General features: G+C 45.3%; 25 protein-coding genes, 2 rRNA genes and 1 other annotated feature. All 27 genes read right to left on the minus strand.

Annotated features, from left to right (window positions below; genetic code table 11):
* Positions 1-382: 382 nt before the first annotated feature.
* Positions 383-976, minus strand: coding sequence for a class I SAM-dependent methyltransferase (locus tag NV381_RS34565; RefSeq protein ID WP_258217820.1), 594 nt, complete (start codon positions 974-976; stop codon positions 383-385).
* Positions 977-1,192: 216 nt separating this feature from the next.
* Positions 1,193-1,555 (minus strand): 50S ribosomal protein L7/L12, encoded by a 363-nt coding sequence (gene rplL / locus NV381_RS34570; protein WP_258217821.1) that lies wholly within the window; start codon positions 1,553-1,555, stop codon positions 1,193-1,195.
* 54 nt (positions 1,556-1,609) lie between these two features.
* The gene (gene rplJ, locus NV381_RS34575) at positions 1,610-2,119 is read right to left on the minus strand and encodes a 50S ribosomal protein L10 (protein WP_258217822.1); all 510 of its coding nucleotides are present in this window, start codon (positions 2,117-2,119) and stop codon (positions 1,610-1,612) included.
* A gap of 174 nt (positions 2,120-2,293) precedes the next feature.
* Positions 2,294-2,455 (minus strand) — a sequence feature (ribosomal protein L10 leader region).
* A gap of 48 nt (positions 2,456-2,503) precedes the next feature.
* Positions 2,504-3,196, minus strand: a complete 693-nt coding sequence (gene rplA, locus NV381_RS34580) for a 50S ribosomal protein L1 (RefSeq protein ID WP_258217823.1) — start codon at positions 3,194-3,196, stop codon at positions 2,504-2,506.
* 157 nt (positions 3,197-3,353) lie between these two features.
* Complete coding sequence (gene rplK / locus NV381_RS34585) at positions 3,354-3,779, minus strand: 50S ribosomal protein L11 (protein WP_258217824.1); 426 nt, start codon at positions 3,777-3,779, stop codon at positions 3,354-3,356.
* A gap of 43 nt (positions 3,780-3,822) precedes the next feature.
* Positions 3,823-4,356, minus strand: coding sequence for a transcription termination/antitermination protein NusG (gene nusG / locus NV381_RS34590; protein WP_258217825.1), 534 nt, complete (start codon positions 4,354-4,356; stop codon positions 3,823-3,825).
* A 27-nt stretch (positions 4,357-4,383) separates the two neighbouring features.
* Positions 4,384-4,584 (minus strand): preprotein translocase subunit SecE, encoded by a 201-nt coding sequence (gene secE / locus NV381_RS34595; RefSeq protein ID WP_171651070.1) that lies wholly within the window; start codon positions 4,582-4,584, stop codon positions 4,384-4,386.
* Between the two features lie 17 nt (positions 4,585-4,601).
* Complete coding sequence (gene rpmG / locus NV381_RS34600) at positions 4,602-4,751, minus strand: 50S ribosomal protein L33 (RefSeq protein WP_028552031.1); 150 nt, start codon at positions 4,749-4,751, stop codon at positions 4,602-4,604.
* 240 nt (positions 4,752-4,991) lie between these two features.
* On the minus strand, positions 4,992-5,636 hold the full coding sequence (sigH, locus tag NV381_RS34605) for an RNA polymerase sporulation sigma factor SigH (RefSeq protein ID WP_171651069.1): 645 nt from the start codon (positions 5,634-5,636) through the stop codon (positions 4,992-4,994).
* 135 nt (positions 5,637-5,771) lie between these two features.
* Positions 5,772-6,287: an NYN domain-containing protein gene (locus NV381_RS34610; RefSeq protein WP_258217826.1), complete on the minus strand. Its 516-nt coding sequence runs from the start codon at positions 6,285-6,287 to the stop codon at positions 5,772-5,774.
* 14 nt (positions 6,288-6,301) lie between these two features.
* Positions 6,302-7,051 carry a 23S rRNA (guanosine(2251)-2'-O)-methyltransferase RlmB gene (gene rlmB / locus NV381_RS34615; protein ID WP_258217827.1) on the minus strand — a complete coding sequence of 250 codons (750 nt, stop codon included), beginning with the start codon at positions 7,049-7,051 and terminating at the stop codon, positions 6,302-6,304.
* Between the two features lie 70 nt (positions 7,052-7,121).
* A complete protein-coding gene (locus tag NV381_RS34620; protein ID WP_258217828.1) occupies positions 7,122-7,544 on the minus strand; it encodes a Mini-ribonuclease 3 in 423 nt (140 codons plus the stop codon).
* On the minus strand, positions 7,544-8,941 hold the full coding sequence (gene cysS, locus NV381_RS34625; protein ID WP_258217829.1) for a cysteine--tRNA ligase: 1,398 nt from the start codon (positions 8,939-8,941) through the stop codon (positions 7,544-7,546). The genes NV381_RS34620 and cysS overlap by 1 nt, the downstream gene beginning before the upstream one ends.
* Positions 8,922-9,593 (minus strand): serine O-acetyltransferase, encoded by a 672-nt coding sequence (gene cysE / locus NV381_RS34630; RefSeq protein ID WP_258217830.1) that lies wholly within the window; start codon positions 9,591-9,593, stop codon positions 8,922-8,924. Before cysE ends, cysS begins: the two co-directional genes overlap by 20 nt.
* A 444-nt stretch (positions 9,594-10,037) precedes the next feature.
* On the minus strand, positions 10,038-11,495 hold the full coding sequence (gene gltX, locus NV381_RS34635) for a glutamate--tRNA ligase (RefSeq protein ID WP_258217831.1): 1,458 nt from the start codon (positions 11,493-11,495) through the stop codon (positions 10,038-10,040).
* Positions 11,496-11,556: 61 nt separating this feature from the next.
* Positions 11,557-12,042 carry a 2-C-methyl-D-erythritol 2,4-cyclodiphosphate synthase gene (gene ispF, locus NV381_RS34640; protein WP_258217832.1) on the minus strand — a complete coding sequence of 162 codons (486 nt, stop codon included), beginning with the start codon at positions 12,040-12,042 and terminating at the stop codon, positions 11,557-11,559.
* Between the two features lie 2 nt (positions 12,043-12,044).
* Entirely contained in the window at positions 12,045-12,743 is a 699-nt protein-coding gene (gene ispD, locus NV381_RS34645) for a 2-C-methyl-D-erythritol 4-phosphate cytidylyltransferase (protein ID WP_258217833.1), read from the minus strand.
* Positions 12,744-12,815: 72 nt separating this feature from the next.
* Complete coding sequence (locus NV381_RS34650; RefSeq protein ID WP_258217834.1) at positions 12,816-13,913, minus strand: PIN/TRAM domain-containing protein; 1,098 nt, start codon at positions 13,911-13,913, stop codon at positions 12,816-12,818.
* A 184-nt stretch (positions 13,914-14,097) separates the two neighbouring features.
* Positions 14,098-14,832: a CDP-diacylglycerol--serine O-phosphatidyltransferase gene (pssA, locus tag NV381_RS34655; RefSeq protein WP_258217835.1), complete on the minus strand. Its 735-nt coding sequence runs from the start codon at positions 14,830-14,832 to the stop codon at positions 14,098-14,100.
* Positions 14,833-14,905: 73 nt separating this feature from the next.
* Positions 14,906-15,985, minus strand: coding sequence for a DNA integrity scanning diadenylate cyclase DisA (gene disA / locus NV381_RS34660; protein ID WP_258217836.1), 1,080 nt, complete (start codon positions 15,983-15,985; stop codon positions 14,906-14,908).
* Between the two features lie 334 nt (positions 15,986-16,319).
* Complete coding sequence (gene radA, locus NV381_RS34665) at positions 16,320-17,687, minus strand: DNA repair protein RadA (protein WP_258217837.1); 1,368 nt, start codon at positions 17,685-17,687, stop codon at positions 16,320-16,322.
* 152 nt (positions 17,688-17,839) lie between these two features.
* Positions 17,840-20,281 (minus strand): ATP-dependent protease ATP-binding subunit ClpC, encoded by a 2,442-nt coding sequence (gene clpC / locus NV381_RS34670; protein WP_258217838.1) that lies wholly within the window; start codon positions 20,279-20,281, stop codon positions 17,840-17,842.
* A 74-nt stretch (positions 20,282-20,355) separates the two neighbouring features.
* Complete coding sequence (locus tag NV381_RS34675; protein ID WP_258217839.1) at positions 20,356-21,423, minus strand: protein arginine kinase; 1,068 nt, start codon at positions 21,421-21,423, stop codon at positions 20,356-20,358.
* A 78-nt stretch (positions 21,424-21,501) separates the two neighbouring features.
* A complete protein-coding gene (locus tag NV381_RS34680) occupies positions 21,502-22,017 on the minus strand; it encodes a UvrB/UvrC motif-containing protein (RefSeq protein WP_258217840.1) in 516 nt (171 codons plus the stop codon).
* Positions 22,018-22,030: 13 nt separating this feature from the next.
* Positions 22,031-22,492, minus strand: coding sequence for a CtsR family transcriptional regulator (locus NV381_RS34685; RefSeq protein ID WP_258217841.1), 462 nt, complete (start codon positions 22,490-22,492; stop codon positions 22,031-22,033).
* A 197-nt stretch (positions 22,493-22,689) separates the two neighbouring features.
* A 5S ribosomal RNA gene (gene rrf, locus NV381_RS34690) occupies positions 22,690-22,806 on the minus strand.
* 135 nt (positions 22,807-22,941) lie between these two features.
* A 23S ribosomal RNA gene (locus tag NV381_RS34695) occupies positions 22,942-23,114 on the minus strand; the annotation flags it as partial.

The raw sequence follows: 23,114 nt of genomic DNA on the forward strand, positions 1-23,114 counted from the left end.
CTTTAATACTGACATTTTATTATAATAACACATCCGAAAAGTCAAGTCAACATTTTTTCCTTAGTGCCCACCATCATCCTCGAAGTGTCCCCTCCCAAACCTTCCCCGCCGGGAGGGCCACAAAGGGCCGCCGCCCTCTGGACACCCGCTGTGCGCATTGTTACTGTGTACGTTTGGATCGCTTTCATCCCTACGGGACACGCTTAACGGTTGTGCTTATGGTGCGGGAGCGCTACACAGTGCCTCTTCATCGCTTTCGTCCTATCGGACATGCTATCCGTTTGTCGTTGATCCGACAGTTTCTGCTAAGAGGTGCTGTCCCTTCGGGATTCGCTGACGGATCACTTTTGGGACATTAAATGGGTAGATGTTCTAGTTATTGTTACTTTATTGCTCTAATCACTCGGTACCCTTTATCCTTGGTTACTTCAGTCACCTTGGCAAACAAACTTTCCAGCTTGGCAAACGCCGATGGCGCTCCCTGCTTTTTTTGGATAACAATCCATAATGAGCCGCCGGCGTTCAGCACCTCGTAAGCTTGCTCAAATATACGGTGAACTGTTTCCTTGCCTGCCCGGATAGGAGGATTCGTTATCACTACATCAAAATTCCGGTTAATTACAGCGCCCAGCATATCACTCTGCAAAATCTCCACGTTAGTAATTTGATTGCGCTGCGCATTCTGCTTCGCCAGTTCAACCGCTCTTTCATTGATATCAACCATTGTCACTTTCCCTCGAACCGCCAGCCCCGCAGCCGCAAAGCCAATAGGACCATAACCACAGCCGACATCCAGCACTTCTGCTTTATCAGGTATATCAAGAGCTTCGATCAGCACTTTAGACCCATAATCCACTCCTCGTTTTGAGAATACGCCAGCATCCGTCACAAATGTATATTTACGGCCGCGCAATGATTCCTCAATTGTATGAGCCTTATGCGCCGTTGTTGGTTTTTGCGAATAATAGTGCTCCACTTCTACTCTCCCTCCGGACACCCTTTAGTCGCGACTGCCGCACGAGTTGTTTCTCTTAAAAACGGTAAGAAATGCTTCTATTCGAAGCCCTCTCCACGAAGATACATTCGTGTCTTAGCGGTGCTTTTCTTGCAGCTTCGCTGAAAACTTATAAAGTCTAATATTATCAAAAAACCCCTTGAAGTAACTCCAAGGGGCTTCTGAAAAGCTGGGTACTTATTTTACTTCTACGCCAGCGCCTGCTTCTTCAAGCTTCGCTTTAACCGCTTCTGCTTCTTCTTTACCCACTTTTTCTTTGATTGCTTTTGGTGCGCTATCAACCAAGTCTTTTGCTTCTTTCAAGCCAAGACCAGTGATTTCGCGAACTACTTTGATAACGTTGATTTTGGACGCGCCAGCGCTGTTCAAAATTACGTCGAATTCGGATTGCTCAACAACTTCAGCAACAGCTGCGCCGCCGCCTGCTGCTACTGGAGCTGCAGCAGTTACGCCGAATTCTTCTTCGATTGCTTTAACAAGATCGTTCAATTCCAAAATAGTCATACCTTTGATTGCTTCTAAGATTTGTTCTTTACTCATGGTATATAAACCTCCGATTAATTGTTTTTTTATGAAACAGTTGCCAATTGCTTATTAAGCCTCTTGAGCGCTGCCGTCTTTTTCTGCCACTGCTTTAACCGCAAGGGCGAAGTTGCGAACAGGAGCTTGAAGCACGCTGAGCAACATGGACAACAAACCTTCTCTGGATGGAAGATCAGCCAATGCCTTGATTTGGTCATAACCAACCACTTTACCTTCAACTACACCTGCTTTAACGCTAAGTTTATCGTTCTTCTTAGCAAAATCTGTTAAGATTTTAGCTGGAGTTACGATATCGTCTTTACTGAATGCGATGGCTGTTGGGCCAGTCAAATACTCATCCAGTGCACTTAACTCAGCATTCGCAGTAGCACGTCTAGCCAAAGTATTCTTCAATACTTGGAACTCAACGCCTGCTTCACGCAGTTGTCTACGAAGCTCGGTTACTTGAGCCACGTTCAGACCGCGGTAATCCGCAACAATTGTGCATGAGCTTTCTTTCAGCTTGTCAGTAACTTCACTCACTTGCTGAGATTTAATCTCAAGGGTTTTTGCGTTTGCCATTTTTTGCACCTCCTAAGAGCTTTCGTAAGAAAGCTGTCATCGTAAGCATTTTGCTTAGCTTCACAGGGAAGCTAGCATTGTAAGAAATCACTTTGCTTCCGCAAAGAAGCAACTTAATCATTCAGGTCATTACTTAACTCGTAAACTATTCGCCAGTGTCCTGCAACTACATCCCGCTAAACGCGAAGATGCCTTCGCAGACACTGCGAAGGCATGATGAGCGATTTAATCTTTGTACTTAAGCAAAGATACCGATCTTATATCATAACACCTCGGCAGGAAATTAAGTTTGAATAATCAAACACCTGCTGTCTACGGTAAGTCATATTCATTTGTTAGCTTAGATAGGTTAGCACGTGTAACTTCAAAAGTCAACTGCCAAACTTATCTAAAGGTTTGAACGTTTACGCGAGCACTAGGACCCATCGTTGAGGAAACTGCGATGTTCTTAAGGTATACACCTTTAGCAGCTGCAGGTTTCGCTCTTACCAAAGCATCAACCAATGCGCGGAAGTTGTCAGCCAACTTATCAGCATCAAAGGATACTTTACCGATTGGAGCATGGATTTGTCCAGCCTTATCCAAGCGATATTCGATTTTACCAGCCTTGATCTCCTGAACTGCTTTTGTTACATCAAATGTAACTGTACCAGCTTTAGGATTCGGCATCAAACCTTTACCACCCAAGATACGACCCAATTTACCCACTTCACTCATCATGTCGGGAGTAGCTACGCAAACATCAAAGTCGAACCAGCCCTGCTGGATCTTATTGATCATGTCTTGATCGCCTACGAAATCAGCACCAGCTGCTTCCGCTTCTCTGGCTTTGTCACCTTTTGCGAATACAAGAACACGTTTAGTTTTACCAGTTCCGTGTGGCAATACAACAACGCCACGAACAGCTTGGTCTTGTTTCCTAGGGTCTACACCCAAACGAACTGCAACTTCAACGGTTTCGTCAAACTTTGCAGGCGCCGATTTCTTAACAAGCTCAATCGCTTCAGCCGGCTCATACGATGCTTCAGCATCGATCAGCTTAGAAGCTTCCAAATACTTTTTACCATGTTTAGGCACTTTGTTTATCCTCCTCGTGTGGTATTAGCGGAATATCCTCCCACTTAAAGCGCAACTGTTACATCAGCAAAGCGATGTCAGTTGTCACTCATGGCGCAACCTTTTGCATAGCAAAGTTGGTTGTCACCGTCAAGAAACGCAAGCACGGCGATTCGTATTAATCTACGATAGTTACGCCCATGCTGCGAGCCGTACCTTCGATCATACGCATTGCAGCCTCAACGGATGCAGCGTTCAGGTCAGGCATTTTTTGCTCAGCGATCTCGCGAACAGTCGCGCGATTCACAGTTGCAACTTTCTTTTTGTTAGGCTCGCCTGAACCTTTCTCAATCTTTGCAGCTACGCGGAGCAATACAGCAGCCGGTGGCGTTTTGCAAATGAAAGTGAAAGAACGATCCTCAAATACTGTAATCTCAACAGGAATAATCAAACCTGCTTGATCTGCAGTACGAGCGTTAAACTCTTTACAAAAAGCCATGATGTTAACACCCGCTTGACCAAGAGCCGGACCGATAGGTGGAGCCGGATTCGCTTTTGCAGCATTAACTTGCAGTTTAACAACTTTAATAACCTTCTTTGCCATTGTGTGACACCTCCTTGCATGTAGTATGACGGTTTAGTAGCGTTTAGAGTTTCTCCACTTGATGGTAATCCAGCTCTAAAGGTGTTTCCCGCCCGAACATGTTTACAAGAACCTTAAGCTTAGCCTTGTCGATAAGAATTTCTTCGACCGACCCAACAAAATTCGCAAAAGGACCCACCATAACACGCACAGTATCTTTGAGATCGAAGTCGATCTTCGGTTTTGGTTCTTCCATGCCCATATGCTTGAGAATAGATTCTACTTCATCAGGAAGCAGAGCAGTCGGCTTAGATCCAGACCCTGTCGAACCGACAAAGCCCGTTACACCCGGAGTATTACGAACGACATACCACGAATCATCGGTTTGGATCATTTCGACCAAAACGTAACCCGGATATACCTTGCGCATAACCGTTTTTTTCTTGCCGTCCTTGTTCACAATCTCTTCTTCCATCGGAACCAAAACGCGAAAGATTTTGTCCAACATATTCATAGACTCTACGCGTTTCTCCAAGTTTGCCTTGACCTTATTCTCATACCCTGAATAGGTATGTACGACGTACCATCTTTTTTCCATTTCCATTATTAGCCACCTAACTCCCGCTTATTTAAAAATAAGACGAAGCAGCTCAGAAATCCCCAAATCAAGTACGTAGAAGTAAATGGTTACAAAGACAACCGTAAACAGAACGACTAGCGTATAGCTGATCAGTTCTTTACGACTTGGCCACTTCACCTTTTTTAATTCAGACCAACTGTCCGTAAAAAAGGAAAATGTGTTCTTCATTCTAGCTAAAAAGGACACAACTACACCTCCAAAGACTACCTAGTTTCGCGATGAGCGGTATGTTCATTGCAAAACTTGCAAAACTTCTTCAACTCCATGCGGTCTGGATTGTTGCGCTTATTTTTATTGGACGTATAGTTTCTTTGCTTGCAGTTCGTGCACGCTAACGTGATTATAACCCGCATGATGTACACCTCCTACGGACCAGCCTCGTATTTTGAAAACCTTAAACGATCAGCAAAAAAACGCCTCAAATTTTAGGGCTACCTGAATACTTTAGCATAGCGCCAAATTCATGTCAAGATAATCCTAGCAATACAACCGCTCATCTGTATTATCTACAGATTCTAGTATTAACGCTGCGAGGAAAGGATAAACAATATACAAAAAAAATAAAGCACCCCGCTCTTCGCGACAGGTGCCATCTATGCGTCCCTTACTTCCAAATACCGCTCTAACTTTCGTTTAACCCGCTGCAGAGCATTATCAATCGACTTCACATGGCGGTCTAAATCGACCGCAATTTCCTGATAGGAACGGCCATCCAAATAAAGCATAAGTACCCTGCGCTCAAGGTCGCTTAGTATCTCGCCCATTTTATCTTCCAGACCACTGAACTCTTCTTGATTAATGATCAATTCCTCAGGGTCGGTAACTCGGGAACCGCAGATGACATCCAGCAAGGTGCGGTCAGAATCTTCGTCATAAATAGGCTTGTCCAGCGATACATAAGAATTAAGAGGTATATGCTTCTGCCTGGTTGCGGTTTTAATAGCTGTTATGATCTGACGAGTGATACACAGTTCTGCAAAAGCTTTAAAGGAAGCGAGCTTGTCTCCACGAAAATCACGAATAGATTTATATAATCCTATCATACCTTCTTGCACGATATCTTCCCTATCAGCACCTATTAGAAAATAGGAGCGTGCTTTGGCTCGGACAAAGTTTTTGTACTTGTTAATCAAATACTCCAATGCGTCACTTTCGCCATCGCGGACCGCCTCGACAATATCTTCATCTGCCTTGAGGTCATATTCATGCATTCTCAATTCTTTGAGGTCGACACTCACCAATAATCCCTCCGGCCCTGGCAAGACTGCGAATAACTATACCTGTGTTCTACATGAAAGATAGAATCAGTATACATTATGTAATCTAACATCGTCAACCAAATTCACACTAGTAAAAGCTTGAAATACCTACTATTACTGGCCTCTTCGCCACTTTTCGAACAACTCTTTCATCTCGCTGCTCAGCTTGCTATCGAACGTATTTCTTTTAGAAGGGGCATCCTCGCGGATTTTCTGCTGAATCTCCCGTCGAGATAGCCTTATCTTAACCAATAGCTCGCTCGCCGGAACGCGAAAAGCTCCTTTTCCAAAAATGACATGCTGCTCCGTCATATCTGAAGTGGCCACATAAATCTGCTTTCTCCGCCCGATATGTTCCGTAACCAATCGCTCAATCAGCTCATCAGCGGTTTCCTTCTCCTTGGTGTAATAAATGCGCAGCTTGCTCTGCACATACTTACCTCCCAATCCGGGAACAAAGTAGGCGTCGAAAACAAGCAGCACTTTTACCCCTGAGAAAGACTGATATTCAGCTAACTGCTCAATGAGCCGGTCCCGCGCTTCCTCCAAGCTTATATCTTTTAACTTTTGCAGCTCCGGCCAGGCGCCGATAATGTTATAGCCGTCTACAATAAGTATTTCTTGAATCATACCTGTAACACCATCTATTTCTTGGACAAGCGCTGGCGAATCACTTCATACATCAACACGGACGCCGCCACGGATGCATTCAATGAATTGACGTGTCCGAACATAGGCAACTTCAGTAAAAAGTCACATTTTTCCTTAATAAGCCTGCCCATGCCTTTCTGTTCATTCCCTATTACCAGCGCCAGCGGCATATTAAGGTTTGTTTGATACACCGGCTGCTGGGCCGCAACATCTGCTCCCGCTATCCAGACACCCCGCTCCTTAAGCAGCTCGATCGTTTGCGCCAGATTCGTGACACGCGCTACTGCCACATATTCCACAGCGCCTGCCGATGTTTTGGATACCGTTGCAGTTAAGCCGACCGACCTGCGTTTGGGAATAATCACCCCATGAACCCCAGTACAGTCAGCTGTTCTAAGAATCGAGCCCAGGTTATGAGGATCTTCAATCTCATCGAGAATCAGAATGAACGGCTCTTCGTTCCTGCTTTGAGCGATGGCCAAAATATCCTCCACTTCCACATAATCATAAGCTGCAACTTGAGCAACTACCCCTTGGTGCTGAATATTATCTACCATTTGGTCCAGCTTCCGTTTATCGGCGAATTGAACAATAACACCATTCTGTTTTGCTTCTGCAACGATGGGTTGTGTCAGCTGCTTTTGCGCATTTTCGGCGATCCAAATTTTATTGATCGTTCGTCCGGACCGAAGTGCTTCCAGCACTGAATGCTTCCCCGCTAGAAATTCTAATTCTTCCTCCATTATCGTTCTCTCCTTTTATACGGCTTCAAACCTGTTCTCTGTGTAAAATCTTTGTTAGGTTTAAATTTAATTAGTCACGTTCCAAAGACATCATCATCAAATATTGCAGCCGTTCCAGCTGTTTAGTGTAGTATAAGAAACCGATCAAGCATTCAAAGGCCGTGCTGTGGCGGTATTCCAGAATATCCGCATTTTTGGCCGAGCTGCCTGACTTGGCATTACGCCCCCGTTTTACGATATCCGTTTCTTCATCGGTCAGATGGGGCATCCATCGCTGCAGCGATTTGGCTTGTGCTTTGGCCGATACGTACTGTGTGGATAGACGGTGCAAATGGTTAGGACGGTGATTGATCTGGGCTATTACATATTGGCGAACAAATACCTCGTAAACCGCATCCCCGATATAAGCAAGCACTATCGGATTTAACAGCTTAGGTTCTTTGGCCGGAGGAAAGGAGAACAGACCGGAGTCTAAGGAAAAAGGCTCCTTCATTAATTTCGCCGCCAGCGGATACCTTGAGGTGTATCCTCCAGAATAATCCCCCGCTCCGTCAGCAAATCACGAATTTCATCGGCACGAGCCCAATTTTTCGTTTTACGAGCTTCCGTACGGTCTATAATCAGCTGTTCGATCTCCTCGTCAAGCAGCCCTTCTTCCTCATGTGCTAGTATGCCCAGGATACGGTCCATAGCTTCGAACTGCTCTAGCAAAAGCTTAAGAGAGCTGCTAGTAACGGCCTCTTGCTGCAAGTAAAGGTTCGATGCATTGACCAACTCATACACAGCTGTAACGGCATCCGGCGTATTGAAATCGTCATTCATCTTGGCTTCGAATTGGCTCCTTGCCTCTTCGACAGCTTGTTTGACTCCATTATCGGTATCGCCGTCTCCAGCCGCGGACAAACGATGTTTAATATTAGCCACGCAATTTTCAATACGAGCCAATCCATTCTTGGCTTGCTCGATAGTATCATTGCTAAAGTTCAACGGGTTGCGGTAATGGGCAGATAGCATAAAATAGCGAATGACCTGCGAACTGAGCGTTTGCAGCAGCTGGTTCACATTCACGCTGTTCCCAAGCGACTTGCCCATTTTTTCATTATCGATATTGATGTAACCGTTATGCATCCAATAATTAGCCATCGCGTGACCGGTCAAACATTCGGACTGGGCGATTTCGCATTCGTGATGAGGAAATTGCAGATCCTGTCCCCCGCCATGAATATCAATGGTATCTCCCAAATATTTACGAACCATCGCGGAACATTCAATATGCCAGCCAGGTCTTCCTTCTCCCCAAGGGCTTGACCATGATATTTCACCGGGCTTGGCTCCTTTCCAGAGCACAAAGTCCTGAGGGTTTTCCTTGCGATCGTCAACCTCGACCCGAATTCCGAACTGCAGCTCTTCCAGATTTTGTTGAGACAGCTTGCCGTAATCCGCAAATTTGGTTGTTCTAAAATATACATCGCCGCCTTTTTCATAGGCATAGCCCTTATCAACAAGTCCTTCGATAAAGGCAATAATTTCGTCGATATTTTCCGTTACTCGTGGATTCAAGGTTGCTTTGCGAACACCCAAGCCTTCCGTATCCTCATAAAATTTGCGAATAAACAAATCCGCCACTTCAGGAACCGTCAGCTCCATCTGAGCCGCTTTTTTGATCAACTTATCGTCTACGTCAGTGAAATTCACAACGTAATTAACTTCATAGCCTATGGATTCCAAATATCGTCTTACCACGTCAAAAAAGATCATCGGACGCGCATTGCCAATATGAATATAATCGTAAACGGTTGGGCCGCATACATACATTTTTACTTTGCCAGGCTCAATAGTCTGAAATGTTTCCTTCGTTCTGGATAACGTATTATAAATTTTTAACGTCATTCTCTTGGCTACCTCCACTTTTGGATTTTATAGTTGCCACTTCTACTTTCAGTTCTTCAATTTGCTCCTGCAATTGGCGGAACATATCGACTACGGGATCCGGTAAATTATTGTGATCCAGACGGCCTACACGAACGCCATCACGCTTTACCACACGACCGGGGATACCGACAACTGTACTGTTTGGAGGCACCTCGCTAAGCACTACCGCATTTGAACCAACCCTGGAATTATCCCCGACGGTAAAAGATCCAAGCACCTTGGCCCCGGATGCAATAACCACGTTGCTGCCGATCGTTGGGTGACGCTTGCCCTTTTCCTTGCCTGTTCCTCCCAAAGTGACGCCCTGATATAAAACAACATCATCACCGATCTCGCAAGTTTCACCAATGATGACTCCCATTCCATGGTCAATGAAAAAACGCCTTCCGATAATCGCACCTGGATGAATCTCGATGCCGGTCATAAAACGGCTAATTTGCGAGGTGATCCGCGCAGTGGTATACCACCGTTTCTTATATAAACAATGGGCCACACGGTGCGCCCAGAGAGCATGTAAACCGGAATAAGTGAACACCACCTCAAACCAGCTCCGCGCGGCGGGATCATTCTCAAATATAGTAGCGATATCTTCTCTCATGTGCTTGAACAAGACAACTCACCTGCTTCCTGCTTTCTTCCCTTTTCATAAGGTAAAGATTCTAAAATTCTATGAACAAATAGAAAAGCCCCCACAGCCATAACGGCTGCAGAGGCGAAAAGTCGCGGTTCCACTCTGCTTGGACATGCAGCTTCACGCAGGCTATGTCCATCTTGTGCGTTCGTAACGTGAACGAATTCGGTAAGACTACCTTGCCGTTATGCTTTGTGAACAAAGCCAATCAGCAGCTCGTCAATACGGCTCCCAGGTGCATTTCCAATCATAGGGAATGGACAGCTCTCAGCTTGGGATATCCCATGATGCGATACCCAACTATCCTCTCTGTGAAGCCCTAATAATTGTACTCTCCTGCTCTACGCCACGATCCATATATTTGTTTCAAGAACTTTCGGTTCTATGTTTTACTTTCTTAATCTTATATGAAAATCACATGGTTTACAATAATTTATTGAGTCTGGATATCACTTTAGATTTTCCAAGCAAGAAAACCGTGACATTCAGATCGGGGCCATGTGTCTGACCGGTGAGGGCGACACGGATGGTCATAAACAGCTGCTTCCCTTTGAAGCCGGTAGCTTTCTGCACTGCTTTAAGCATAGCAGGAATGTTCTCAACCGCAAAGGTTTCTGCCTGGGACACTTCATTCAGGAAGCCCTGCAGCACTACAGGCACATGCTCTTCCGTGAGCAAAGCCTTCGCCTCTTCCTCTTCATATGAAACATCCTCTTGGAAAAACAATTGCGACAATGGAACAATCTCGGCAGCATATTGCATTCTTTCCTGGTTCAGCCCAATCAGGCGGGTGACCCATTCCTGCTGCTCTGCTCCAAGCTCCTCTGGAACGAGCCCAGCCTTCTGCAGATGAGGCAATGCCAGCTCCACAACGCGGGACAGTTCAGCTTTTTTCAAATAATGATTATTCATCCAGTTGAGTTTATCCATATCAAACACGGCCGGACTCTTGGAAACCCGATCCAGATCGAATTGCTCGATCAGCTCTTCCTTGGTGAAAATCTCTTCTTCGCCCTTAGGGGACCAGCCCAGCAGCGCAATGAAGTTCAGCACCGCTTCAGGCAAATAGCCGAGCTCTTTATACTGCTGAATAAACTGTATGATGGACTCATCGCGTTTGCTCATTTTTTTGCGGTCTTGGTTCAATATAAGCGATAAATGCGCAAATTCCGGAATAGGCAGGCCTAGTGCCTCGTACATCATGATTTGTCTCGGCGTATTGGAAAGATGCTCTTCACCGCGAATAACAAGATTGATTTTCATCAAATGATCATCCAGAATAACGGCAAAATTATACGTAGGAATCCCGTCCGGACGTACGATAATAAAATCGCCAATTCCATTGGATTCAAACTCAACATGCTCACGAATCCGATCCTCAAAAGCAATAACCCGATTTTCCGTTACACGGAAACGGATCGAAGGCTTGCGGCCTTCCGCTTTGAACTTTTCCAGCGATTCCGGTTGAATCTGCCGGCATTTACCTGAATAGCGAGGCATCTCGCCTTTAGCCTCCTGATCGGCGCGCTCTTGCTCCAAATCCGCTTCTGAACAATAGCAGTGATACGCATGGCCGTTTTGCAGCAATTGATCAACGAAGGGCTGATACAGATCCAGCCTCTCAGTTTGACGATAGGGGGCGTAAGGACCTCCTATATCTACACTCTCATCCCAGTTCAACCCAAGCCAGTTCAAGCCTTCCAACTGGTTGCCAATCCCGGACTCTACATGGCGAGTCTGATCGGTATCTTCAAATCGGATAATAAATTGCCCTGCATGCTTGCGGGCGACCAAATAATCGAATAATGCCGTACGTGCGCCACCTATATGTAAATGTCCTGTGGGGCTTGGCGCATATCTTACACGCATTTGACCTGACATACAGCTTGCTCCCCTCTAATTTAAACTGCCTCTTTTAATAACCGTAAATTAAATATTCTTGTTATGATAGCACATCTTGGATTAAACAAACAACCGATTGTGCGGCAATTCCTTCACCGCGGCCAGCAAAGCCCAACTGCTCTGTCGTTGTAGCCTTTACATTGACCTGAGAAGGCTCTGCATCCAAGGCTTCGGCAATACGCTGTACCATTGCTGGAATATACGGAGCCATTTTGGGCTTTTGCGCAATAATGGTGGAATCGATGTTCCCGAGCTTGTATCCCGCTTCTTTCGCCAGCTTCCAAACATCCAGCAGCAGCTGGTAGCTGTCCGCATCCTTATAAGCTTGATCGGTGTCAGGAAAATGCTTGCCTATGTCTCCCATGCCTAATGCTCCCAGAATGGCATCGCTGATAGCATGCAGAAGCACATCCGCATCAGAATGCCCTAGCAGCCCCTTTTCATAAGGTATGTCGATGCCCCCGATAATGCACTTCCTTCCTTCCACCAGTTGATGCACGTCAAAGCCTTGTCCTACTCGAATCATTGTTATCTCTCTCCCCTTACATTCTGAATAATCCACTCCGCCCACGGCAAATCCTCAGGCGTTGTTATTTTAATATTATAATAATCGGACTCAACCACCTGCACCGGCGTTCCGATCCGCTCAACCAGCATGGCATCATCCGTTCCTGCAAAACCATCTTTCTCTGCTTGCTCGTATGCAAGTTTAAGCAATGAAAGACGAAAAGCTTGTGGGGTTTGAATAGCCCACAAGCTGCGCCGGTCTGGCGTAGACTCAATCTTTCCTTCGTTATTGACAATCTTGATCGTATCCTTAACGGGAACCGCAAGAACAGCAGCTTCCGCCTCCATCGCTTTGCGCCAGCATGCCAGAACATGCTCCACTGATGCGAAGGGACGGACTCCGTCATGTACCATAACCCATTCAACGTCCGAGCCCAGCACTTCAAGCCCTTTGTAAACAGAATCTTGCCTTTCCTTGCCGCCGGATACAACGTGCTTTACTTTGCTTAACGCAAACTGCTCGATGTAGCCGCTGCATCGATCCACATCGTCCGCACCCGTCACCAACACAACTGTATCCACCTGTTCGATCCGCTCAAACAAAGTCAATGTATATACAAGAATGGGTTTCCCGCTTAATTGCAAATATTGTTTACTTTCCTCTGTCTTCATTCGCGAGCCCTTGCCCGCGGCTACAACTACTACAGCCAGTTTCCCCATTGCATCCTCACCTGCCAGCTACCATCTGCGCGCGATCTACCTAGCGCGTTCACTCCTCTTATCATATACGTTTTAGAGAGCTTTTTCCAATAGTTTCGGTTTAGCGAAGATCATCCGGCCTGCAGAGGTCTGCAGCACACTTGTAACCAGTACGTCCAAAGTAGTGCCAATAAAGTCTCTCCCGCCCTCAACAACGATCATAGTCCCGTCATCCAGATAAGCAACGCCTTGTCCATGCTCCTTGCCATCCTTGATGACCTGCACCAGTATTTCCTCACCAGGCAGTACAACAGGCTTAACCGCATTAGCCAGATCGTTAATATTTAGAACAGACACGCCTTGAAGCTCACAAACTTTATTTAGGTTAAAATCATTCGTGATTACTTTACCTTGCAGTACCTTGGCGAGCTTAACCAGCTTGCTGTCCACCTCTGAAATTTCTTCAAAGTCACCTTCGTAAATCAAAACCTTAACATCCAGCTCTTTTTGGATCTTGTTAAGTATATCAAGCCCCCGACGTCCCCGGTTCCGCTTCAGCAAATCCGATGAATCCGCAATATGCTGCAATTCCTCCAACACAAATTCAGGGATAACCAGTGTACCTTCGATAAATCCGGTTTTACAAATATCTGCAATCCGACCGTCAATAATCACGCTGGTATCCAAAATTTTATGCTCTTCAAAGCCCTTCACTTCACCTGCTGCTCCACGTTCTTTGGATGAACGGGTTTTAGTAAGCAGCACAATAAACTCTTCTTTTTTTGCATAGCCCAAACGGAACCCTACAATACCGAGCATTGCCGTAAAAATAACATGCAGAAAGGGCGAGAACAACCCGGCTTGTCCGAATGGGGTTAGAAGCATTACAGCCAGCATCAATCCGATTGTCATGCCTGCCGTACCTGCAAGAAGGTCGGTAATCGGGACATGAGCGACCTTCTCCTCCCCCTTTTCCATCCATTTCAATCCATAGTTGACCACCCAGGAACTGAGCGTATAAAAGAGAACCACTCCGAGCAGCATCAGCCAATAAGCCTGGCCTGCAACCTCTTTCACACCAAAAACCGTTTCTATGAAATTAAAAAATGGTCGACCGACGGTATCACTCCACCCATAACCTAACACGCCTCCAATAACTGCAAAAAAGCTTTGAAACCATTTTTTCATCATAGAATCACCTCCATACCTTCAATTATAAAATTCGATTCGTTACAATTATGAACCAAATCTTACCTGCCTAATCGTCAGTTTTGAAGAAAATGCAAAAAAAGCACTCATTTTCCACTAAAGGAAAATAAATGCTTTTCATTTTCGCGTTAAACCTATAAGTAAGTCTAGATTTTTAAAGCAGCCTCTATAACGGAGTCGTTTCCGACTTCACTTCATCAAGGGACTTATTCTTTCTTTTACGTCTCGTAAAGAGTCGTTCAACGTTTTTTTTTAAGCCGTACAGCGCATAAAGAAGCAGCGGTACAAAAATCATTTTGGATAATGTGCCTGGGAACTGAACTGCAACTACAACCGCAATAACAACTACGATCGGTGTAATCCAGATAGCGGCTTTGGGAATCCCTATTTTCTTGAAGTTAGGATACTTCACAGTACTCACCATTAAATACGATAACAGTAAAGTGCTAAGAACTAATACAAATGTGTTCAATTCCTTTTGGAATAACGCAAGTGTACACAATACACCGCCAGCTGCCGGTATTGGAAGACCGATGAAATAGCCTGGAGTACCAGCTACAACATTAAATCTAGCCAAACGAAGCGCGCCGCAAATTGGGAAAATCGCCGTTACAATCCACGCAGCCGCTGCATTAAGCTCAGTAAAAGCAACTACGTACATAATGAATGCCGGTGCTACACCAAAAGAGATAACATCAGATAAAGAATCCAGTTCTTTACCAAACTCACTTTGTACGTTTAGAGCACGCGCCACACTACCATCCAATCCGTCCAACAACATAGCCACAATAACCATAATAGCTGCAAGCTCGGGCTTGTTGTTAAAAACGAGAATGATCGAAATAATTCCCAAAAACAAGTTCCCTACAGTAAAAAGATTGGGAAGAGATTTAGTTAACATTATTTGTCCACCTCTGGTTTACTTTACCCTAATAACTCTTATTATATTAGGATACCATCTGATTGTATGCAAGTTAAATATGTCTGTCAATGAGTACTTGATCTTGAATTCGTTTTAAACCTTCTTTTATTGTTCTCGCACGAACCTCACCAATCCCGTCAACTTCATCCAGTTCGTCTATAGTTGCCATCATTAGATGTGGGAGTCTTCCGAATTTTTCCACTAAATTGTGAATAATTACTGCAGGTAGACGAGGGATTTTGTTTAACACCCGATACCCTCTTGGCGATACGGTTTCCTCAGCAGTATTGTTACTGTGCTGATAGCCTAGCAGCCTGGCAATATGGTAATGATCCAAAATTTCTTCTGCCGCTAAACGTTTGAGACTGTTGGTCATATCTTTGATTCTATCATCATTTTGTTCTTTTACATAGTCTTTTAATAAAAGTTGCGCTTCCAGCTCGGTATTTCCAATCAATTCCTCCAGCTGCATACTGATAAGGCGCCCTTCTGTGCCTAATTCGTTGATATAGCGCTTAATCTCTGCACTGACGCGGAGCACCATTTCCACTCGTTGTATGACATTAGTTACATCATGTAGAGCGACCAATTCCTCAAATTCAGAAGCTCCCAAATTGGTTACAGCTTGATCCAATACCGATTTATAACGCTCCAGCGTCTGTATCGCTTGATTCGCTTTGGTAAGAATGACGCCTATATCCTTTAAACTATATCGAAGGTTTCCCTGATATAACGTAATCACATTACGCCTCTGCGAGATGGACACCACGAGCTTGGAGGTTTGTTTGGCAACCCGTTCAGCTGTCCGATGTCTAATCCCTGTTTCCGAAGAGGAAATAGAGGAGTCCGGTATAAGCTGAGTGTTAGCATAAAGAATTCGTTTCACATCTTCGCTTAAGATGATCGCTCCATCCATTTTGGCCAATTCATACAAATAATTGGGAGAAAAATCACAATTGATAGAAAAACCTCCATCAACGACCTCCATTACTTCCGGGCTGTAGCCAACTACGATCAAAGCTCCTGTTTTGGCCCGAAGCACGTTCTCCAATCCGTCTCGGAAAGGAGTTCCTGGTGCTACCATTTGCAGCAGTTGGCTCATTACATCCCGTTTTATTTCTTCCTTGCTCATGTTGTCCCCTCCCCCATTCCCCCATGTTGCCCCCACCCAAACCCTCCCCGCCGGGAGGGCTCCAAAGGGCTCCGCCCTCTGGACACCCGTCAGTTGTGACTGCTACGGCAGTGTTTTCAGAGCGCTTTCGTCCCTACGGGACACGCTTTACGGTGGTGCTTGTTTGTGCGTGACTGCTACGATAGTGTCTCTTGAACGCTTCCGTCCCTAGCGGGACACGCTTTACGGTAGTGCTTCTTTATTACATAACACATTATTTACATCGTCTAATTTCATCAACGCAACCTACATTAACCTGTTACATCAACCCTACTTGCATCAAAGCTTACATGCGTTACCCCAAAGCAGCTTTCAAAGCTTCCGATACCGTACTGACGCCGATTATTTCAATGGAAGAAGGAGGAGTCCAGCCCTTGAGACTTTTTTCCGGAAGGATGACACGGCGGAACCCGAGCTTTTCTGCTTCCTTCACCCTTTGATCCACACGAGAAACACCGCGCACTTCACCGGTCAATCCCACTTCCCCAAATACTACGTCGTATGGCTGTGTTGGCTGCTCCCTTAAACTGGAAGCAATGCTGACAGCTATTGCCAGATCAACCGCCGGTTCATCCAGCTTAACCCCGCCTGCTACGTTCACATAAGCATCCTGGTTTTGCAAAAACATACCCAGCCGTTTCTCCAATACCGCAATAATTAAAGCCAATCGGTTATGATCAATTCCTGTTGCCATCCGCCGCGGCGAAGGGAAATTGGTAGAAGTAACAAGTGCCTGAAGCTCCACAAGCACGGTTCTAGTTCCTTCCAGGCTGGCAACAACGGTAGAACCTGACACCCCGAGTGGACGTTCCGACAAAAATAGCTCAGATGGATTGTTGACCTCAACTAATCCGCCTTCCTGCATTTCAAAAATTCCGATCTCATTTGTTGCGCCGAACCTGTTCTTGACAGCTCTCAACAGCCTGTAGGATTGGTGTCTTTCTCCTTCGAAATAGAGAACACAATCCACCATATGTTCTAGCATTCGTGGACCTGCGATAGCGCCCTCCTTAGTAACATGACCAACCAACACCGTTGCAATACCTTTAATTTTGGCAATGCGCATAAAATGGCCTGTGCACTCCCTCACTTGGGACACACTGCCCGGAGCAGAAGAAATTGCTGGATGGTAGACCGTTTGAATCGAGTCGATAACGATAAAATCAGGTTGAACCTCTTCAATCGCAGCTTCTATCTGCTCCAAGTTGGTTTCACACAGCACGTATAGCAGTTCAGATGTTGCATTCAACCGATCCGCGCGCAGCTTGGTTTGTCGAACCGATTCCTCACCTGAAATGTATAATACTTTTTTATCGCTTTGCGTTAAATCAAAAGAGGTTTGCAGCAGCAATGTAGACTTCCCAATGCCCGGGTCCCCTCCGACCAAAAGCAATGAGCCCGGAACGAGACCGCCGCCAAGCACACGATTTAATTCCTTGTTCCGCGTTTGAATACGCTGCTCTTCCGTACCTTTAATATTTATGATGGAAACGGGCTTTTCTTTCGTCCGTAATAGAGAAGATTGCATACCTTGTGTCTTCGTAACTGTCTCCAGTTCCTCAACAAACGTGTTCCAAGCCTGACAGCCCGGACATTTCCCTAACCATTTGGGAGATTCAAATCCGCATTCCGAACAGAAAAATATCGTTTTTTGCTTTGCCATTTAAAACTCTCCCAGTTGTGTATTCACTCCGAATCCTAAAGCGTGCCTACAAAGTTTACCATTTTGCAGCAACAATGAAAACCCTTCTCCTTAAATATGGAAAAAAAACATCCTATGGCCTAATGCCACAGGATGTTTCGCTTTTTCTTAGGTTAAGGACTTGTGACTCCCTGACTACGCTCTACAGTCAATGCTCCTTCGTGCTCATCGATAGTTAACGTGTCCCCTTTGGTAATCATGCCGCGAAGCAATTCTTCAGACAGTCTGTCTTCAATATGCTTCTGGATCGCTCTACGCAGCGGTCTAGCTCCATAAGTAGGATCGAATCCTTCTTTGGCCAAAAAGGCTTTAGCTTTATCGGTAAGAACGAAGTCAACATCTTGCTCTTTCAAACGTTTACGCAGATCATCTGCCATCAGCGTTACGATCTGAGCGATATGAGCTTCTTCCAGAGAATGGAACACAATAATCTCGTCAATCCGGTTCAAAAACTCCGGACGGAAGCTCTTTTTAAGCTCGCTCATCACTTTATCTTTCATATTGCCGTAATCTTTACCGGCATCCTGTACAGCCGTGAAACCTAGCGAGGAATTCTTCTTAATCATATCCGCGCCTACGTTGGAAGTCATAATGATAAGAGTGTTGCGGAAGTCCACCGTGCGGCCTTTGGAATCAGTCAAACGACCGTCCTCTAACACCTGCAACAGGATATTAAATACTTCCGGATGCGCCTTCTCAATTTCGTCCAACAAAACTACGGAATACGGTTTACGGCGAACTTTTTCGGTAAGCTGTCCGCCCTCTTCATAACCAACATATCCCGGAGGAGCCCCTACCAGACGAGAAGTCGAGTGCTTCTCCATATACTCGGACATATCGATACGAATAACTGCGTTGTCGTCACCAAACAGAGACTCTGCCAAAGCACGTGCCAGCTCAGTTTTACCAACTCCTGTTGGTCCCAGGAAGATAAAGGAGCCTATAGGCCGCTTAGGATCTTTGAGACCCGCTCTAGCGCGGCGAATAGCACGGCTTACTGCTTTCACAGCTTCTTCCTGACCTATAACCCGATCGTGAAGAATCTCTTCCATTTTGAGCAAGCGCTCTGTCTCTTCCTCAGCGAGCTTAACTACCGGTATACCGGTCCAGCTTGCTACAACCTGAGCTATATCATCGGGAGTCACTTCGGAATCCGTACGTCCTTGTTTCTCTTTCCATTCATTCTTGGTTGTATCCAGCTCTTCACGCAGCTTTTGCTCGGTGTCCCGCAAAGAAGCCGCCTTCTCAAACTCTTGACTCTGAACAGCCGCGTCTTTCTCCTTGCGGATATCCTCCAGCTTATTTTCAAGCTTCTTCAAATCAGGCGGTACTGTGTAGGAGCGAAGCCTTACCTTGGAGCTCGCCTCATCAATCAGATCGATTGCCTTATCCGGCAGGAAGCGATCCGTTATATAGCGGTCCGAAAGCTTTACCGCTTGTTCTATAGCTTCATCCGTAATTTTGACCCGGTGATGCGCCTCATAGCGGTCACGCAATCCGTGCAAAATTTGAATAGCTTCCTCTGGAGACGGCTGGTCCACTGTAATCGGTTGAAAGCGTCTTTCCAAAGCGGCATCTTTTTCAATATATTTACGATATTCATCCAGCGTTGTAGCCCCGATGCATTGAAGCTCTCCACGAGCTAATGCCGGCTTCAGGATGTTAGACGCATCAATCGCGCCTTCCGCCCCACCTGCACCAATCAATGTGTGCAGCTCATCAATGAATAGAATGATATTACCCGCTTGGCGAATTTCATCCATAATCTTTTTAAGACGATCCTCAAACTCACCGCGATATTTAGTTCCCGCCACGACAGATCCCATATCCAATGTCATAACGCGTTTATCACGCAATGTTTCAGGGATTTCGTTATTAATTATTTTTTGCGCCAAACCTTCGGCAATCGCAGTTTTACCAACACCCGGCTCACCAATCAATACCGGATTATTTTTGGTTCTACGGCTTAATACCTGGATCACACGCTCGATTTCTTTGCTGCGGCCAATAACCGGATCCAGATTGCCATCTTTAGCATAAGACGTCAAATCCCTGGCCAATCCGTCAAGTGTAGGCGTATTTACGTTAGCGTTGCTACCATGATTGGTAGATACAACCTCGCTGCTGCCTAACAGCTGCAATACCTGCTGCCGCGCTTTATTCAAGCTAACACCAAGATTATTCAGGACACGAGCCGCGACGCCTTCCCCTTCACGAATCAATCCAAGCAATATATGCTCTGTTCCCACATACGTATGGCCTAATTTACGAGCCTCATCCATCGAAAGCTCGATAACCTTCTTAGCTCGTGGGGTGTAAGCAATGTTGGTAGGCTGTTCTTGGCCTCGACCGATAAGTGCCTCCACCTCGTCTTGGATTTTCTCTAAGCCTAATCCGAGAGCTATAAGAGCTTTAGCAGCAATACCGTCACCTTCACGAATTAAACCTAACAAAATATGCTCTGTTCCAATATTATTATGACCTAAACGAACGGCTTCTTCCTGTGCTAAGGACAATACTTTTTGCGCACGTTCCGTGAATCTTCCAAACATCATGCGTAACACCTCCATAAAAGAATAAAATTATCGAAGCACGTTTGACTAAAAGAGCAATCATACCGTGTTGTTATTTACTCAGATGTAAATTTCTCTCGAATGAGTTGCGCCCTTCTTATGTCTCTTTCTTCAGCGCTTAGCTTTTCTCCTGCATACTGCTGTAAAAAACCAGGCTGGGTCATCACCATCAACTCATTCATCACTTGAAGCGGGACATTCTTAATGATGCCCAGATCGATACCTAACCGAACATCTGACAGCCGTTGAGCAGCTTCTTTAGAATCCATAATAGCTGCATAAGACATGATTCCAAATGACCTGCTGACACGGTCCAACAGCTTGGTTCTTGTTTCAAGCTGCAGCTTCTCGCGTGCTGCCCGCTCATGTTCAATAATTTGCCGGACTACTCCATATAAATTATCGATGATCTCCTGCTCGGATTGTCCTAGTGTAATCTGATTGGAAATTTGAAACAGGTTGCCTAAGGCTTCGCTGCCTTCCCCATACAACCCTCTAACCGCCAATCCTACTTGAGTTATTGCTGATAAAATACGGTTGATTTGTTGGGTTAAAACCAAAGCAGGCAGATGAATCATTACCGAAGCTCTAATCCCGGTCCCTACATTCGTAGGGCAGCTGGTCAAATATCCCCGTTTCTCATCAAACGCATAATCCAGCTGTGTTTCAAACAAGTCATCAATTTGACTTGCAAGGTCCCAGGCTTCATTAATTTGAAAACCAGGACACAAGCATTGTATTCGCAAATGATCCTCTTCATTCACCATGATGCTGATGGATTCATTATCGCTTAATATTACCGCACCATTACGTGACTCATTAGCTAATGCAGGACTAATCAGATGCTTCTCTACAAGCACACGCTTTTCGAGCTCATCCAATTCATCGAGTGACAGTAAAGAAAAGTTACTAATGGTTCCGAGCTCTTCATTCCCCATTATACTTGATACCTTCTCAAACACTTCGTGAGATTGGGGATTAGTAGAAAGCATCGGAAATGGATAGGACTGTATGTTTCTCGCGATACGGATTCTGGTACTGATTACAATATCGGAGTCAGGTCCTTCGCTCTTCATCCAATCACTCAAGGCATGCTGTGTAAAACGATTCGTATTCGATGTCATAAGATTCCTCCCTTGCCCTAAGAAACCTCTATCATAACCTTCCCTTTGAACGACTACGATTCCAGGAGGTTTAAAACACTAGCCTTCGGCAACCTTTTTCTCAAGCTGACGGATTTCATCGCGAAGCTTCGCTGCTTCTTCAAATTCTTCTCCTTGAATACGCAGCAGCAGCTCCTTTTTCAAAGTCTCGATTTCCCTCTTATGTTGTATTAACCCGCCAGAACGTTTAGGAACCTTCCCGGTGTGAAAAGTATTCCCGTGAACTCTTTTGAACAATGGATCCAGCTTATCTTCGAAATGCTTGTAGCATGAGCTGCAGCCAAAACGACCGACTTTACTGAATTGACTATAAGTAAGTCCGCATTCTTCACAACGACCTGGCTGAGCTTTTGGTGTAAGAGTACCATGCGAGGGATCAAAATCGAGCAGCCCTGACAATAAATTATGAATAGAAAAGCCATTCGGTGTACCTGGAATCAGCTCTCCTTTCTCTCGGGCGCATGACTCACAGATGTGAAACTCTGTCTTTTCTCCGTTTAAAATTTTCGTAAAATGAAGCGTTGCTTGTTTCTTACCACATTCCTGGCATAACATAAACATTCCCTCCTTATTTACTCAACAAGGATATTAGCATAGCTTTCAATATTCTGGCTCGAATCTCATCTCTCAGCGGAAGCTTCAAAACCAGCACTTCTCTTGATATGGCTGCTTTCATCAGCGCCGCTTCTCTTGATGTAAGATAACCGCTCTCCTCCAATTGATACAGAAGGCCCTCAGAGGCGCTTTGATCGATTTGGAGACTAATGGTTTTGGAGATGTGATCAAGTACTGAACCATGTGCATTCAGCTCAATTTTTTGAATTCGTATATACCCTCCGCCCCCGCGCTTGCTTTCGACAATATACCCCTTCTCCAGAGTAAATCGGGTGCTAATTACATAATTAATTTGTGAGGGCACGCAATCAAACTGATCTGCCAGGTCGTTACGCTGAATTTCGACAATACCTTCATTGCTTTGCTGTAAAATCTGCTTCAGATATTGTTCGATAACCTCAGAGACATTACGCATCAATTCAACCTCCTAGTCAAGAAGTAAATTGACTTTGACTTTCTTTGACTTTAATAACATTATAGCAGTTTTCAGATAATTTGCAACTAGGACCTTGATTCATTTTATTGTTCACTTTGCGGCGGTTTTTATGCCTGTAAACAACAGAAAAAGCCTTTCTGGACTTAATCCAGAAAGGCTTTTTCTGTTGTTGTTTTGCTTGGCAACGTCCTACTCTCCCAAGACCCTGCGGTCTAAGTACCATTGGCGCTGGAGGGCTTAACGGTCGTGTTCGAGATGGGAACGCGTGGTTCCCCTCCGCCATCATCACCAAACGAATGTCAAGGTTTGCACCCTGAAAACTAGATCCGAAACAAGCAGCGTTGAGCAACGCTATATATTTTTCACGGTTTCCTCACAACGTATTCGGAGTCAGCTTTAACGCTTCTCTCCACCTTGTGAAGGTATTCTTGGATAAGCCCTCGACCGATTAGTATTCGTCAGCTCCATACCTTGCGGCACTTCCACCCCGAACCTATCAACCTCGTCGTCTTCAAGGGGTCTTACATACTGGGAAATCTCATCTTGAGGGGGGCTTCACGCTTAGATGCTTTCAGCGCTTATCCCTTCCGTACGTAGCTAT

It is taken from the genome of Paenibacillus radicis (ex Xue et al. 2023) (genome assembly GCF_024722015.1).
In the GTDB taxonomy this organism is placed as follows: Bacteria; Bacillota; Bacilli; order Paenibacillales; family NBRC-103111; genus Paenibacillus_S.